Annotated in this window: 13 protein-coding genes; 5 read left to right on the forward strand and 8 right to left on the reverse strand. The window is 58.6% G+C overall.

Annotated features, from left to right (window positions below):
* Window positions 1-22: 22 nt before the first annotated feature.
* Genes hydA through C1J05_RS17575 form a run of 4 tightly spaced genes read right to left on the reverse strand, consistent with a single transcriptional unit; the run spans window position 23 to window position 3404 of the window.
* A complete protein-coding gene (gene hydA / locus C1J05_RS17560; RefSeq protein WP_114871383.1) occupies window positions 23-1483 on the reverse strand; it encodes a dihydropyrimidinase in 1461 nt (486 codons plus the stop codon).
* A 33-nt stretch (window positions 1484-1516) separates the two neighbouring features.
* Window positions 1517-1807 carry a hypothetical protein gene (locus C1J05_RS17565; protein ID WP_114871384.1) on the reverse strand — a complete coding sequence of 97 codons (291 nt, stop codon included), beginning with the start codon at window positions 1805-1807 and terminating at the stop codon, window positions 1517-1519.
* Between the two features lie 46 nt (window positions 1808-1853).
* A complete protein-coding gene (locus tag C1J05_RS17570) occupies window positions 1854-3104 on the reverse strand; it encodes a Zn-dependent hydrolase (RefSeq protein WP_114871385.1) in 1251 nt (416 codons plus the stop codon).
* A 12-nt stretch (window positions 3105-3116) separates the two neighbouring features.
* Window positions 3117-3404: a cupin domain-containing protein gene (locus tag C1J05_RS17575; protein WP_114872421.1), complete on the reverse strand. Its 288-nt coding sequence runs from the start codon at window positions 3402-3404 to the stop codon at window positions 3117-3119.
* A 182-nt stretch (window positions 3405-3586) separates the two neighbouring features.
* Between C1J05_RS17575 and C1J05_RS17580 the strand changes: the two genes are divergently transcribed.
* Window positions 3587-4213 (forward strand): TetR family transcriptional regulator C-terminal domain-containing protein, encoded by a 627-nt coding sequence (locus C1J05_RS17580; protein WP_114871386.1) that lies wholly within the window; start codon window positions 3587-3589, stop codon window positions 4211-4213.
* Between the two features lie 41 nt (window positions 4214-4254).
* Window positions 4255-4854 (forward strand): short chain dehydrogenase, encoded by a 600-nt coding sequence (locus C1J05_RS17585; RefSeq protein WP_114871387.1) that lies wholly within the window; start codon window positions 4255-4257, stop codon window positions 4852-4854.
* A 27-nt stretch (window positions 4855-4881) separates the two neighbouring features.
* On the opposite strand, the gene preA is transcribed toward C1J05_RS17585, so the two are convergent.
* Both preA and C1J05_RS17595 read right to left on the reverse strand, forming a co-directional pair.
* The gene (gene preA, locus C1J05_RS17590; protein ID WP_114871388.1) at window positions 4882-6183 is read right to left on the reverse strand and encodes an NAD-dependent dihydropyrimidine dehydrogenase subunit PreA; all 1302 of its coding nucleotides are present in this window, start codon (window positions 6181-6183) and stop codon (window positions 4882-4884) included.
* Between the two features lie 36 nt (window positions 6184-6219).
* A complete protein-coding gene (locus tag C1J05_RS17595; RefSeq protein ID WP_114872422.1) occupies window positions 6220-7542 on the reverse strand; it encodes an NAD(P)-dependent oxidoreductase in 1323 nt (440 codons plus the stop codon).
* Window positions 7543-7925: 383 nt separating this feature from the next.
* Between C1J05_RS17595 and C1J05_RS17600 the strand changes: the two genes are divergently transcribed.
* Window positions 7926-8132 (forward strand): cold-shock protein, encoded by a 207-nt coding sequence (locus C1J05_RS17600; RefSeq protein WP_114871389.1) that lies wholly within the window; start codon window positions 7926-7928, stop codon window positions 8130-8132.
* Between the two features lie 87 nt (window positions 8133-8219).
* Here the strand turns inward: C1J05_RS17600 and C1J05_RS17605 are convergent, their stop codons facing one another.
* Window positions 8220-8873 carry an arylesterase gene (locus tag C1J05_RS17605; RefSeq protein WP_114871390.1) on the reverse strand — a complete coding sequence of 218 codons (654 nt, stop codon included), beginning with the start codon at window positions 8871-8873 and terminating at the stop codon, window positions 8220-8222.
* Window positions 8874-8922: 49 nt separating this feature from the next.
* Here C1J05_RS17605 and C1J05_RS17610 point away from each other — a divergent pair, with 49 nt between their 5' ends.
* Both C1J05_RS17610 and C1J05_RS17615 read left to right on the forward strand, forming a co-directional pair.
* A complete protein-coding gene (locus C1J05_RS17610) occupies window positions 8923-9615 on the forward strand; it encodes an ABC transporter ATP-binding protein (protein ID WP_114871391.1) in 693 nt (230 codons plus the stop codon).
* Window positions 9612-12140, forward strand: coding sequence for an ABC transporter permease (locus C1J05_RS17615; RefSeq protein WP_114871392.1), 2529 nt, complete (start codon window positions 9612-9614; stop codon window positions 12138-12140). The genes C1J05_RS17610 and C1J05_RS17615 overlap by 4 nt, the downstream gene beginning before the upstream one ends.
* Window positions 12141-12182: 42 nt before the next feature.
* On the opposite strand, the gene gcvP is transcribed toward C1J05_RS17615, so the two are convergent.
* Window positions 12183-15032: an aminomethyl-transferring glycine dehydrogenase gene (gcvP, locus tag C1J05_RS17620; protein WP_114871393.1), complete on the reverse strand. Its 2850-nt coding sequence runs from the start codon at window positions 15030-15032 to the stop codon at window positions 12183-12185.
* Window positions 15033-15120 lie beyond the last annotated feature (88 nt).

Genomic DNA, 15120 nt, shown 5'->3' on the forward strand with positions numbered 1-15120 from the left:
TCCTTGCGTGCCGGTATTGCGCTCAGATTCCCGCCGGAATGTTCAGGGGGTCGCGCTGGATCATTTTCGGGGCGGTCAGCGCCTTCCACTTGCTGAGCGCGACCGACGCCGATGCAAAGGCGGGGCGCGGCACAAACCGTCCGCGGCCCGGCTGCGGCTGGCTGTTCTGGCCCCAGGCCCAGATCACTTCGCCGCGGCTTAGGGTATAGCGCGACTGTGCGTTCACCTTGAACCCTTCGAACACGTTGTAATCCAGAACAGAATGGTGGTTTGCGGGGCTGATCGTTTTGCTCAGCTTGGGATCCCACACCACGATATCGGCATCCGCGCCTTCGACGATCGCACCCTTTTTCGGATAGATGTTCAGGATCTTCGCGACATTCGTGCTGGTCACGGCGACGAATTCATTGGGCGTCAGACGGCCGGTTTCCACGCCTTCGGTCCACAGAACCGCCAGACGTTCTTCCAGCCCGTTCGATCCGTTCGGAATGATCCGGAAATCATCGCGGCCCGCACGTTTCTGTTCGGTGTTAAAGGCGGCATGATCGGTGGCCACCACCTGCAGAGATCCCGCCTGCAAACCCGCCCACAGGCTGTCCTGATGATCTTTTGAGCGGAACGGCGGCGACATCACACGGCGCGCGGCGTGGTCCCAATCCTTGTTGAAGTATTCGCTTTCATCCAGCGTCAGGAACTGGATCAGAGGCTCTCCGTAAACGCGCATCCCCTTTTGGCGGGCCCGCCGGATCGCCTCGTGCGCCTGTTCGCAGGACACGTGAACGACGTAAAGCGGCACCCCCGCCGCATCTGCGATGGTGATGGCGCGGTTGGCAGCTTCGCCTTCGAATTCGGGCGGGCGGGAATAGGCATGGCCCTCTGGCCCGGTGATGCCCTGATCAAAGTATTTCTGCTGCATTTCCGCAACCAGATCACCGTTTTCGGCATGCACCATCGGCAGCGCACCCAGTTCGGCGCAGCGCTTGAAGGACGCGAACATTTCATCGTCCTCGATCATCAGCGCGCCCTTGTAGGCCATGAAATGCTTGAACGAGTTCACGCCCATATCCACGGCGTCTTTCATTTCATTGAACACATCCTCGTTCCAGCCGGTGATCGCCATGTGATAGCCGACATCGGAACAGATTTGCGGCGCGGATTTGCGGTGCCATTCGTTGATCGCGTTCTTGATGCTGCCATCCGCCCCCGGCAGGCAGAAATCGACAACCATCGTTGTGCCGCCCACGGCGGCGGCCCAGGTGCCGGATTCAAAGGTTTCGGCGGCAGTGGTGCCCATGAACGGCATTTCCAGATGGGTATGCGGATCGATCCCGCCGGGGATCACATAGGCGCCTTCGGCATCGATATACTCGTCCCCGCTCAGGTTCTCGCCGATTTCCTTGATGGTTTCGCCTTCGATCAGCACGTCGGCTTTCCAGCTGCGATCTGCTGTGCAGACGGTGCCGTTCTTGATGACCTTTGTCATTTTCATTCTCCCCTCTGTGCGGCCGGTGCCGCGTTATTGTGTTGTGGTGACCGGGTCGCACACCGGAGTGGCACGATGATACGGGTTCAGAACCGGAGCCAGATACCCCCTCGCCGTGCCTTCCATCAGGATATAGTAACATCGGTCTTCGACACCGCGCACCACCTGGCTCAAATCCTGATTGACCGGCAGCGCGCTGCGCGCCAGCTGCGATACGTATCCCCGTTCGACCGCTCTGGGAATGTAGACGCCATTGTAAGGATCACCACAGGCGCTTAGCGCGAGGCCGGCTGCAAAAAGCGGGATCAATCGGACCATGCTCATGTTTTGTCTCCCTGAATCAGTAAGCCACAGGTTTTGACTGCGAACATCACTCTACAATCTCTGCTGTTTCGACAACAGCGTGCATCAGTACATCGGCCCCCGCTGTGGCCCAGTCTTTCGAAATTTCTTCGGCCTCGTTATGGCTCAGACCATCAACACAGGGGCACATGACCATTGCTGTCGGCGACACCTGATTGATCCAGCAGGCATCATGCCCCGCGCCGGAAATCAGGTTCATATGGGAATAACCCAATCTTTCTGCCGCATTGCGTACAGCTGTGACACAGGTGTCGTCAAACGTCACCGGATCAAATCCGCCGACCTTTTCCATTTCGATGCCCAACCCCATATCATCGCAGATTTTCCGCGCGCCCGATTTCAACCGCGCCTCCATATCCTCGATCACCTTGATTTCGGGGGATCGCAGATCAACCGTAAAGACCACCTTGCCCGGGATCACGTTGCGCGAATTCGGGTAGACATCGATATGCCCTGCGGCGCCAACCGCGTGTGGCGCGTGTGACCACGCGATCTCATCGACAAGTTCCAGCACACGCGCCATGCCCAGCCCGGCATTCTTGCGCATCGGCATCGGCGTACTGCCGGTATGGGAATCCTTTCCGGTAATGGTGATCTGCGTCCATGAAAGACCCTGCCCGTGGGTGACAACGCCGATATCCTTGCCTTCCGCTTCCAGAATCGGGCCCTGTTCGATGTGCAGTTCAAAAAACGCGTGCATCTTGCGCGCGCCGACGGGTTCATCCCCCTGCCAGCCAATGCGTTTGAGTTCATCGCCAAAGGATTTTCCATCGGCATCGACGCGGGCCTTGGCCCAGTCTTCGGAATGTATGCCTGCAAACACACCGCTGGACAGCATGGCGGGCGCGTAACGCGTACCTTCCTCGTTCGTCCAGTTCGTGACAACGATGGGGTGTTTGGTCTTGATCCCCAGATCATTCAGCGTACGCAAGATTTCCAGCCCGCCCAAAACGCCCAGAACGCCGTCATATTTGCCGCCCGTGGGCTGGGTATCCAGATGCGATCCCACATAGACCGGCAGCGCATCAGGATCAGCACCTTCGCGGCGGGCGAACATATTACCCATAGTGTCCAGCCCCATGGAACAGCCTGCGTCTTCGCACCACTTCTGAAAAAGCGCACGGCCTTCGCCATCTTCGTCTGTCAGGGTCTGACGGTTGTTACCGCCGGCGACACCTGGGCCGATCTTGGCCATCTCCATCAGGCTGTCCCAAAGACGGTCGCCGTTGATTTTCAGATTCTCGCCGGGGGCTGCCATATCATCCTCGCCTTATTTCAATTCTATTTCCACAAACGCCATCGGGGCAGACCCGGCGTTGATCACATTATGTTCCACGCCCGCGTTGCGGCGGTACGCCTCGCCCTGCGCAACAGTGACAGAGCGTATGTTACCACCCGGCTCTTCCAGTTGCATCTGGCACGTCGTGATCGCGGTGATCACATAATCCATTGCATGCGTGTGCCATCCTGTTTCGGCTCCGGCCTCGAAATCAAACCGCGTAACCCGCACCAGATCATCATCGATCAGCTGTGTTGCTTTCGCAGGCAGCCTGTTCATACCGAAAACCATCCAAGACAGAAGCAGTGTACACTCATTTCCGGCCCAATAATTTTACCATTTGGTAAAGCCACGATTGCGGTTAGGGTACCCACTGTCAAGGTTCGACTTGGACATTCCATGTTCGAAGCTGGGCACATTTGGGGTATTGCCTCAGTTTCAATCAGGACCCGGATGTCATAATGCCCGATTCAACGTTGCCGGACGACCGAAAACAGCCAAGCCGCATCCAGAAACGCAACCGGATGGTTATTCTGGATGCTGCGCTGGACGTGTTTTCCCAGCATGGATACCGCGGGGCCACACTGGACCAGATCGCCGAAGCCGCCGGTCTGAGCAAACCCAACATCCTGTATTACTTTGACGGCAAGGAATCCATTCACATCACCCTGCTGAACCAGTTGATGGATACGTGGCTTGACCCGTTGCACAAATTGAATGCGGATGGCGATCCGTTGCCGGAATTGCTTGCCTATATCACGCGAAAGCTGGAAATGGCGCGTGACCTGCCGCGCGAAAGCCGCCTGTTCGCAAACGAAATTCTGCAGGGCGCGCCGCGCATGGGCCCGCATTTGCAATCCAGCCTGAAGCCCCTGTTCGACGATAAATGCGCTATCATCCAGCAGTGGATGGATGCGGGAAAACTTGCAAAATTTGATCCGAAACACCTGATCTTTTCCATCTGGGCCACAACCCAGCACTACGCCGACTTTGACGCCCAGGTGCAGGTTCTGCTGGAAGGACGATCATCTTATGACGACGCAACAGACTACCTGACAACACTTTTCACCAAGCTGCTGACGCCCTGACACGCGTTGCTGCTCCAATAAACAGATCAAGGGAAACGCTCATGAAAATCGTGATTATCGGCGCCAGTGGCGCAGTTGGCAGAACGGCGGTCCAGGCATTGTCGGGCAGGCACGATGTCGTGACTGTCGGCAAAACCAGCGGCGACATTCAGGCCGACATTGAGGATATTTCAAGCATTCAGGCTTTATGTCAGCGCGTCGGAAAAATTGATGCCATGGTTTGTGCCGTCGGACATGGCCATTTCGGACCGGTCAAGGACATGACGACCAAGGATTTCCTGAAAGGCATAAACGGCAAGGTCATGTCGCAGGTCAATCTGGTGCTTGCCGGGTTTGATTACATGAATGACGGCGGTTCATTTACTTTGACCAGCGGCGTTCTGAACCGTGACCCGATCAGGGGCGGCGCGGCAGCCGCCGCAGCCAACGGCGCGATTGACGGGTTTGTCAAAGGCGCCGCTGTCGATATGCCCAGAGGCATCCGCATCAACGCCGTAAGCCCCGAGGTTCTGGAAACGTCCAGACAAAAATATGACGGCTTTTTCCGCGGCCACACCCATGTTTCGGATGAAGCCGTCGGGCTGGCCTACTCGAAGTCGGTCGAAGGGTGCCTGACCGGTCAGGTGTTCATCGTCGAATAGAATGCGCAGCGGCCTTTGCCCGCCAGATCATTCCGCTGCTTTTGCGGCCGGATTGTTTGGATGCGTTGTCCAGTTGGCATAGTCCGGTTCAACCACCTTGCCGGTACGCGGATCAACCAAACCGGGGGCCATTGCCTCCATTGTGATACAGTCTTCCACAGGGCAGACGTTGACGCACAGGTTGCAGGCCACGCATTCCTCGTCGATCACCTCGAAGACGCGGTCGGGCGACATTGAAATCGCCTGATGGCTGGTGTCCTCGCAGGCGGCAAAACAGCGCCCGCACGAAATGCACAGATCCTGATTGATCTTGGCCTTGGCCACGTAATTTAGGTTGAGATACTGCCAGTCGGTCACGTTGGGCACCGCGCGGCGCACGATCTGATCGACCGATGTAATCTCTTTCTCGTCCATCCACTGCGACAGTCCGGAAATCATTTCCTGAACAATTTTGAAACCATAGGTCATCGCAGCCGTACAAACCTGCACATTGCCCGCCCCCAACGCCATGAATTCGGCCGCATCGCGCCATGTGGTGACACCGCCAATGCCGCTGATGGGCAACTTGGCCAGTTCGGGCGTACGAGCGATTTCGGCAACCATGTTCAATGCAATCGGCTTTACCGCTGGCCCGCAATAGCCCCCATGCGCACCCTTGCCATCAATTGTGGGTTCGGGCGCGAACAGGTCCAGATCGACCGACGTGATCGAATTGATCGTATTGATCAGGCTAACGGCATCCGCACCGCCGCGCATGGCTGCTTCGGCCGGTTTGCGCACGTCGGTAATGTTGGGAGTCAGCTTGACGATCACAGGCATGCGCGTGTTCGCCTTGACCCAGCGCGTGACCATTTCGATATATTCCGGCACCTGCCCCACGGCAGAGCCCATGCCCCGTTCAGACATGCCATGCGGGCACCCAAAATTCAGTTCGACCCCGTCAGCACCGGTATCTTCCACCAGGGGCAGAATGAGTTTCCAAGGCTCTTCTTCGCATGGAACCATCAGCGAAACGACCATCGCGTGATCAGGATAATCGCGTTTGACCAGTTTGATCTCGTCCAGATTGGTTTGCAGCGGGCGGTCCGTGATCAGTTCGATATTGTTCAGGCCCAGCAATCGGCGATCCGCCCCGTAAATTGCGCCATAGCGCGGGCCGTTCACGTTCACGACATGCGGGTCAAGCCCCAGCGTCTTCCACACCACGCCGCCCCAGCCTGCATCATAGGCACGGCGCACATTGTATTCCTTGTCCGTGGGCGGCGCACTGGCCAGCCAGAACGGGTTGGGGGATTTGATCCCGATAAATTCACTTTGAAGATTTGCCATTTCGCGTTCCTTCCAAAAGTGGGGGCCAGCCCACGCTTAGCCCATCAAACTTGCATGTATGTCCATCGCCGCATCGCGCCCTTCGGCAACGGCGGTCACGGTCAGATCATCGCCGCCGGTTGCACAGTCGCCACCTGCCCAGACACCTTTGACAGATGTGCGGCCCGCCCCAGTGACGGCAATCTTGCGCCCGTCCAGATCAGGCAGGTCCGACCCTTCAAGCGATTGGCCGATGGCCTTGAACACCTGATCCACTGCCAGACGGACCGTCTGCCCTGTCGGTTTCAGATCGTCCGTTGTGTATTCAAACTCGATTTCGCGCACGGTGCCATTGCCGTGGATCGCCACGGGGGACGCATTGGTGATGATGCGCACGCCCTTGGACGCCGCCAGATCCTGTTCAAACACACTTGCATTCATCCTGTCGCGCCCGCGCCGGTACACAAGCGTGACATTCAGCGCACCCAGCAGTTTGGCCTGAACGGCGGCATCCACAGCGGTCATACCGCCGCCAATCACCACCACATCGCGCCCGACAGGCACCTTGGCCAGATCGCTGGCCTGGCGCAGATCGGCGATAAAATCGACCGCATCCAAAACGCCATCCTTGTCTTCACCGGCCAGATTCAGCGCGTTTACACCGCCCAGACCGATGCCCAGGAATACAGCGTCATACTCTGCCTGAAGCGACGACAGCGAAAGCCCGTTGCCCAGCGCCTTGCCGTATTCGGTGGTGATGCCGCCAATCTTCAAAAGCCAGTCCACTTCGGCCTGGGCGAACCCGTTTGTGGTTTTGTAGGTGGCAATCCCGTATTCGTTCAATCCACCGGGTTTGGGGCGCGCGTCGTAAACGGTGACGTCGCTGCCCAGCATGGCCAACCTGTGCGCACAGGCCAATCCGGCAGGACCGGCCCCGACAACGGCCACCCGTTTGCCCGTATGTTTGGCACGTTCAAACGGATGTACGCCCTTGGATTGAAGACCATCGGTGGCATAGCGCTGCAACTGCCCGATCAGCACCGGCTTGCCCTCGGCCAGTTCGCGCACACACGCCTCTTCGCACAGGGTTTCGGTGGGACAGACCCGCGCACACATGCCGCCCATGATGTTCTGGGTCAGGATCGTCTTGGCCGCCGCATCCGGCGTACCGGTTGCGATCTGGCGAATAAACAGCGGGATATCGATATCCGTCGGACAGGCCGTGATGCACGGCGCATCGTGGCAGAAATAACATCTGTCTGCAGCTACCAGTGCTTCGTGATCATCCAGCGGGGCATGCAGATCGGAAAATCCGGCTTCGTAATCATCCGGGGCCAACCGTCCGGCAACCACACCTTGCGTAAACACATTCTGCGCCATTTGCGTCCCTTCCCCTGCGTCGGTTTCAAACACGCTCTCACGGTTTTATTTTTTTATCAACTGGTAAAATTTTTACACGATGCCTGTTTTTCGAGCGATTCCCGATATGTTGCGGCACGTGCATCCAAGCCCCCCAAATCAAGGGTACGTCGTTTGCATCCTTATGAACGGTACGGAAATCAGTCGGTTACAGGGGCAGGCACCTTTCTGCCGTCACAGGAACTTCATCTTATTCCTCTTGATTTTTTCCCAATGTGACGCCATATAGCGCCTGCGACGTTACCACTATCGACCAAACTGCTCCTTTCGGCTCAGTCTTTCGATCTTGCACTGACCTAGCCGACCTGCCGCATTCCGTGGGCAGTTTTTAAAGGAGAACAACGATGGCTACTGGCACCGTCAAATGGTTTAACTCAACAAAAGGCTTCGGCTTTATCGCGCCCGATGGCGGCAGCAAAGACGTGTTCGTGCACATCTCTGCCGTGGAACGCGCAGGCCTGACCGGTCTGGCCGACAACCAAAAAGTGACATTCGACATCGAACCGGGCCGTGACGGCCGCGAAAGCGCGACAAACATCGCACTGGCGTAAGGTTCGACCCTGCAAAGGGAACGAATTCTGAAAAGAACGGGTGCATCGGCAACGATGCGCCCGTTTTTTTATGCGTGAAACTTGTGCTTACTTGCGCGCCAAGGCGATAAGCTCGACCACGCTTGGCCCGACGGCGGCAACGATGTTCCGCACGCCTGACGCGTTCGGATGGATGCCATCGAACTGCATATAGGGCTGGACCAGCGCGGGATCGGTGTCGCGCAGCGCCGTTCCGCCTGTAATACCCGCAAAAAAGCTGGGCAGGTACAACGCGCCATATTCCTCGGCCAGTTCTGCATACATGGCATCAAATGCCTGTTTGTACTCCGGCCCGTAATTCCTTGGGGCCGTCAGCCCGATCAGCAGAACATCTACATCTGCAGCCTGCGCCGCCTTCAATATCCCTTCCAGGTTTGACCGGCTGACTTGCGGATCGATACCGCGCAGCAAATCATTGCCCCCCAGCGCGACAATCATTGCATCCACATCCGGCGTCAGCGTCCAATCCACCCGCGCCAATCCACCCGCTGTGGTATCACCGGAAACGCCCGCATTGATCAATCGCACGTTGGTTACGCCTTGTGCATTCAGCCAATCGGCCAGTTGCGGCACAAACCCGGCAGATTGACGCAACCCGTAGCCTTGGGTCAGGCTGTCGCCCAATGCAGCTACAGTGATCTCTTCAGCCGCGACAACACTTGCCGCGCAAATCATTGCAATTGCCAAAGAAAGCTTGCGCATCCCGCATCGCGCTCCATATGCAAAGTGACGCAACCAAAGGCCCGCACCAATGACCGACCCCGTGATTTCACTAAAGGATGCAGCTCTTTCGCTGGAAGGGAACGCCGGACCTGTCGATATTTTGCACGGCATCACACTGGATGTTGCGCAAGGTGAAACACTTGGTCTTGTGGGGCCATCCGGATCAGGCAAATCGTCACTCCTTATGTTGATGGGTGGCCTTGAACAGGCCACCGGCGGCACGATCAAGGCGCTTGGTCACGACCTGACGGCCATGAACGAAGACGACCTTGCGCGCTTTCGTCTGGATCATATGGGGGTGGTTTTCCAATCCTTCCACCTAATTCCGACAATGACCGCTTTGGAAAATGTCGCGACCCCACTGGAACTGGCGGGTATGCGCGATGCCTTTGATCGCGCTCGGCAGGAACTTGAAACGGTTGGCCTGTCTCATCGTGCAGATCATTACCCGGCCCAGATGTCGGGCGGCGAACAGCAGCGTGTCGCCCTGGCGCGTGCATCGGCGCCACGACCGCATATCCTGCTGGCCGACGAACCGACCGGAAATCTGGATGGCGCAAACGGCGCCGCAATCATAGATCTGCTGTTTGATTTGCGTGATCGCCATGGCGCCACACTGGTACTGGTGACACATTCCAACAGCCTGGCAGACCGGTGCGATCGTATTATCCGGCTGCGCGACGGTCACATAGACGATTCAGCCCGTAAGGCAGCGGAATGAGTTTGCGTCTGGCCGCACGTTTCGCACGGCGAGAACTGCGTGGCGGGCTTCAGGGGTTCCGCATTTTTCTGGCTTGTCTCGCTCTGGGTGTCGCGGCGATTGCGGCTGTCGGCTCTGTGCGCGCCAGCATCGAGGCCGGTCTGGCAAAGGAAGGCGCCGCCCTGCTGGGAGGCGATGCCGAGATCGAACTGACCTACCGCTTTGCAACCGAGGAAGAACGCGACTGGATGCGCCAAAACGCGCAAGAGGTTTCTGAAGTAATCGATTTTCGATCAATGGCAGTGTCGCGGAAAAACGGCGAAGCGGAACGCGGGCTGACGCAGGTAAAAGCAATTGATGATGTTTATCCGCTGGTCGGACAGGTTGACCTGATACCCGAAATGCCGCTGGATATTGCAATGCAGGGCCAGAGCGGTTTGCCCGGTGCGGTGATGGAACGGGCGCTGATCGACCGTATGGCGCTGGTCATCGGCGACAGCTTTGCCCTTGGAACGCAAGACTTTGTCTTGATGGCGGAACTGGCCGGGGAGCCCGATGCGGCGGCGGGCGGTTTCGCCCTTGGGCCACGCACCATTGTAACAACGCAAAATCTGGAAAATTCCGGCCTGCTGGAACCGGGCACGCTGTTTTCTTCGAAATACCGTCTGGCGCTGCCCGAGGGAACCGAACTGGAGGAACTGGAACAACAGGCCAAGGCCCGATTTGAAAATGCAGGGCTGCGCTGGACAGATTCCCGCAACGGCGCGCCGGGTGTGGCCGAATTCGTTGACCGGCTGGGGGCATTTCTGGTTCTGGTCGGGCTATCGGGTCTGGCGGTGGGCGGCGTCGGCGTTTCTGCCGCAGTGCGGGCCTATCTGGCTGGCAAGACCAATGTGATCGCCACGTTGCGGACACTGGGCGCCAGCCGCCGCACGATTTTCCAGACCTATTTCATCCAGATCGGGGTGCTTAGCATATTGGGGATCGTGATCGGCCTGTTCCTGGGCGGCTTTGTTCCCCTGCTTGTTGCGCCACTGATCGAAGCGCGCCTGCCGATACCTGCGTCTTTTGCAATCTATCCTGAGCCCCTGATCGAAGCCGCGTTGTACGGAATTCTGACGGCATTGGTTTTCACACTCTGGCCCCTCGCAAGAACCGAAGACGTCCGCGCGGCGACCCTTTTCAGGGATGCGTTGGGCGGCACCAGATTATTGCCCGCACCGCGGTACCTGCTGGTCATAGTCCTTGGCCTGGCTGCTTTGATCGGGCTGGCGGGTTGGTTCAGCAACACGTGGCGCCTTACCCTGTGGACGGCGGCCGGCATCGCCGGAGCCTTGGTCATCCTGGCGGTTGCTTCGGTTCTGATCCGCTGGGGGTCGCGCCGTGGCGTCCGGCTGGCCCGCAACCGGCCCGCACTGCGATGGGCCTTGGGGGCGATCGGCGGGCCGCGCGAAGGCGCGGCTTCTGTCGTCTTGTCTCTCGGGCTTGGACTGTCCGTACTGGCGGCTGTCGGCCAGATTGACGGAAACCTGCGCAACGCCATTTCGGGGCAATTGCCCGAAGTCGCGCCATCATATTTCTTTGTTGATATTCAGCAGGACCAGATGGACGGGTTCAATGACCGCCTGAACAGTGATGCAGCAGTTCGCAAGGTCGAAAGCGCACCAATGCTGCGAGGTGTGATCACCACAATCAACGGCAGGCCTGCGCGCGACGTCGCTGGCGATCATTGGGTGGTGAATGGGGATCGCGGCGTTACCTACGCCGACCGACTGCCCGAAAACACCCGCATCACGGCTGGCACATGGTGGCCCGAAGGCTACGATGGCCCACCCCAGATCAGCTTTGCCCAGGAAGAAGCCGATGAAATGGGGCTGCTTCTGGGGGATATCCTGACCATCAACATTCTGGGGCGCGACATCACCGCCACGATCACCAGCTTTCGCGAGGTTGATTTTTCCACCGCAGGCATCGGCTTTGTGCTGACGATGAACCCCGCCGCACTGGCGGGTGCGCCGCACAGTTTCATTTCAACCGTCTATGCCGAACCGCAGGCCGAAGCGGCCATTCTGCGCGATCTTTCAAATACCTTTCCCAACATCACCGCCATTCGGGTGCGCGATGCAATCGATCGTGTTTCCGAGGTTCTTGCCGGATTGGCCGCAGCCACATCCTATGGCGCCGCAGCCACATTGCTGACCGGTTTTCTGGTCCTGATCGGCGCTGCTGCCGCAGGCGAAGGGGCACGCACCTACGAGGCCGCCGTCCTGAAAACCCTGGGCGCATCGCGGCGACAGATATTGTACAGCTTTGCCTTGCGGGCGGCCCTGCTGGGCGCGGCGGCGGGGCTGGTCGCGCTGGGGGCCGGATTGCTGGGTGGCTGGGCCGTAAGCACCTATGTGATGAGCACGGATTTCAAGGTTATCTGGCCATCCGCACTGGCCATTATTGCCGGCGGGATCATTGCAACGCTGTTGTCGGGTCTTGCCTTTGCGTGGCGGCCACTGGCCGCGCGCCCGGCACAGGTGCTGCGTGCGCGCGAATAAAATGCGTCTGGCAGACCATCCTGCCAGACGCGGTTTTGCCGTTTACTCTGCCGCCTTGGCGTAATCCTCCATCGGCGGGCAGGTGCAGACCAGATGGCGATCGCCATAAACGTTGTCGACACGGTTGACCGGGGGCCAATATTTATCCACGCGGAACGCACCCGGGGGGAAACACCCCTGTTCGCGCGTATAGGGCCGGTCCCATTTGCTTACCAGATCCTCGACCGTGTGAGGCGCGTTCTTCAACGGGTTGTTGACCGGATCAATCCGCCCCTCTTCGATATCGGCAATTTCGGCGCGGATGGCCAGCATGGCATCGCAGAACCGGTCCAGCTCGGCGCAGGTTTCGCTTTCGGTCGGTTCGATCATCAGCGTGCCCGCCACGGGCCAACTCATCGTCGGGGCGTGAAAGCCGCAATCAATCAGACGTTTGGCAATGTCTTCTACCGTCACGCCGGCGCTGTCCTCATAGGGGCGCGTATCAATGATGCATTCATGCGCCACCCGGCCTGTCGGACCCTTGTACAGCACATCAAACGCCCCTTCGAGCCGCTTGGCGATGTAGTTGGCGTTCAGGATAGCAACCCGTGTTGCCTGCGTCAGGCCTTCACCACCCATCATCAGGCAATACGCCCACGAGATCGGCAAAAGCGACGGGGATCCATAAGGCGCGGCCGAAACCGGCCCCTGTACACCGCCTGTTTGCGGATGGCCGGGAAGATGTTCGATCAGGTGCGATTTGACACCGATCGGGCCCATGCCGGGGCCACCGCCCCCATGCGGGATGCAGAACGTCTTGTGCAGGTTCAGGTGGCTGACATCGCCGCCAAGATCACCGGGGCGCGACAGGCCGACCATCGCGTTCATGTTCGCACCGTCAATATAGACCTGTCCGCCATGGGTGTGCACGATGTTACACACCTCGATCACCGTTTCCTCGAACACGCCGTGGGTCGACGGATACGTGATCATGCATCCGGCAAGATTTTCGGCATGTTTTTCTGCTTTGGCGCGGAAATCTTCCAGATCGATATCGCCTCGCGCATCGGATTTTACAGGCACCACATCCCACCCGACCATATGGGCGCTGGCGGGGTTCGTACCATGGGCCGACATCGGGATCAGGCAAATGTTGCGATGCCCCTGCCCGTTGGCGCGGTGATAGGCCGATATGGTCAACAGGCCCGCATATTCGCCCTGCGCGCCGGAATTGGGTTGCATGGAAATCGCGTCATACCCGGTGATCTGGCACAGTTTGTCACTCAGATCGGTGATCAGTTCGCTGTATCCTTCGGCCTGATCTTTGGGCGCGAACGGATGTAGCTGCGAAAACTCGGGCCAGCTGATCGGCATCATTTCCGCCGCCGAATTCAGCTTCATCGTGCACGATCCCAGCGGTATCATCGCCCTGTCCAGTGCCAGATCGCGGTCAGCAAGACGGCGCATATAGCGCATCATTTCGGTTTCGGCACGGTTCATGTGAAAAATCGGATGTTCCAGAAATTCCGTCGTGCGCACCAGATCTTCCGGGACACGGTAGGCCGGCGTGATCAGATCGTCATCCATCATAATCCCGAACGCGCGCCAGACCGCTTCAATCGTGGCGGGGCGGGTCAACTCGTCCAGCGATATGCCGATCTTTGTATCGCCGACGCGGCGCAGGTTGACACCTTCGCGCACGCCCGCGTGCAACACGCCGCGTTGCAGCAGGCCGACATCCACAGTGATCGTGTCAAAGAAAGTTTCGGGTTCCACGTTGAAACCGGCGGCTTCCAGCCCCTTGGCCAGACGCACGGTTTTGCGGTGGATACGCTGCGCAATCGCCTTGAGCCCCTCGGGGCCGTGAAATACCGCGTAAAACCCTGCCATGACGGCCAGCAAAGCCTGCGCGGTACACACGTTGGACGTGGCCTTTTCGCGGCGGATATGTTGTTCGCGCGTTTGCAGCGACAGGCGATAGGCACGGTTGCCGTGGGCATCCACCGACACCCCGACAATGCGCCCGGGCATCGCGCGTTTATACGCATCCCGCGCCGCCATATAGGCGGCATGGGGGCCACCATATCCGACCGGAACACCAAACCGCTGTGTCGAGCCGACAGCGATATCGGCACCCATTTCCGCCGGTTCTTTCAACAGAGTCAGGGCCAGTGGATCGGCGCTGATGATGCCGATTGCATTGGCCCCGTGCAGGGCCGAAATGGCATCGGTAAAATCGCGCACATGTCCGTAGGTTCCCGGATACTGGAAAATCGCGCCGAACACAGCATCGGGATCAATGTTGTCAGGCGATCCGACGATCACTTCGATCCCCAAAGGCGCTGCACGCGTCTGCATCACCGCGATATTCTGCGGGTGGCAGTTTTCGTCGATGAAAAAGCCCTTGGCCTTGGATTTGGCCACCCGTTGCGCCATGGTCATTGCTTCGGCGCAGGCCGTGGCCTCGTCCAGCAGCGACGCATTGGCAATCTCCAGCCCCGTCAGATCACTGACCATGGTCTGAAAGTTCAACAGCGCCTCAAGCCGCCCTTGCGAGATTTCGGGCTGATAGGGAGTGTAGGCCGTGTACCACGCGGGATTTTCCAGAATGTTGCGCTGGATCGCGGGCGGTGTAACCGTGCCGTGATACCCCTGACCGATCAACGAGGTCAGAACCTTGTTTTTCGAAGCGACCTTTTTCATGTGATACAAAAGTTCGCGTTCCGATTTTGCCTTGCCGAAGTCCAGCGGTTCCTTCTGCCGGATCGCGGGGGGCAGCGTATCGTCAATCAGGGCGTCAAGCGTGTCGGCACCGACCACACGCAGCATCTCGGTCATTTCAGACGGGGACGGCCCGATATGGCGGCGGTTGGCAAAATCATAAGGCAGATAGTCGATTGGCTTGAACGGCATTTTTCACTCCCTGAAAGGCAAAGAACCATGGGCCTTTGCTGTGTCCTGGCAAAAAGCGCAGCCGTGTCAACGCACAGGCTGCGCTGTC

The organism is Sulfitobacter sp. JL08 (assembly GCF_003352045.1).
Lineage (GTDB): Bacteria > Pseudomonadota > Alphaproteobacteria > Rhodobacterales > Rhodobacteraceae > JL08.

Excerpts from the sequence above, each read along its gene's own strand:
- hydA (WP_114871383.1), bottom strand. The coding sequence starts at position 1,483 with ATGACAAAGGTCATCAAGAACGGCACCGTCTGCACAGCAGATCGCAGC.
- C1J05_RS17565 (WP_114871384.1), bottom strand. The coding sequence starts at position 1,807 with ATGAGCATGGTCCGATTGATCCCGCTTTTTGCAGCCGGCCTCGCGCTA.
- C1J05_RS17570 (WP_114871385.1), bottom strand. The coding sequence starts at position 3,104 with ATGGCAGCCCCCGGCGAGAATCTGAAAATCAACGGCGACCGTCTTTGG.
- C1J05_RS17575 (WP_114872421.1), bottom strand. The coding sequence starts at position 3,404 with ATGAACAGGCTGCCTGCGAAAGCAACACAGCTGATCGATGATGATCTG.
- C1J05_RS17580 (WP_114871386.1), top strand. The coding sequence starts at position 3,587 with ATGCCCGATTCAACGTTGCCGGACGACCGAAAACAGCCAAGCCGCATC.
- C1J05_RS17585 (WP_114871387.1), top strand. The coding sequence starts at position 4,255 with ATGAAAATCGTGATTATCGGCGCCAGTGGCGCAGTTGGCAGAACGGCG.
- preA (WP_114871388.1), bottom strand. The coding sequence starts at position 6,183 with ATGGCAAATCTTCAAAGTGAATTTATCGGGATCAAATCCCCCAACCCG.
- C1J05_RS17595 (WP_114872422.1), bottom strand. The coding sequence starts at position 7,542 with ATGGCGCAGAATGTGTTTACGCAAGGTGTGGTTGCCGGACGGTTGGCC.
- C1J05_RS17600 (WP_114871389.1), top strand. The coding sequence starts at position 7,926 with ATGGCTACTGGCACCGTCAAATGGTTTAACTCAACAAAAGGCTTCGGC.
- C1J05_RS17605 (WP_114871390.1), bottom strand. The coding sequence starts at position 8,873 with ATGCGCAAGCTTTCTTTGGCAATTGCAATGATTTGCGCGGCAAGTGTT.
- C1J05_RS17610 (WP_114871391.1), top strand. The coding sequence starts at position 8,923 with ATGACCGACCCCGTGATTTCACTAAAGGATGCAGCTCTTTCGCTGGAA.
- C1J05_RS17615 (WP_114871392.1), top strand. The coding sequence starts at position 9,612 with ATGAGTTTGCGTCTGGCCGCACGTTTCGCACGGCGAGAACTGCGTGGC.
- gcvP (WP_114871393.1), bottom strand. The coding sequence starts at position 15,032 with ATGCCGTTCAAGCCAATCGACTATCTGCCTTATGATTTTGCCAACCGC.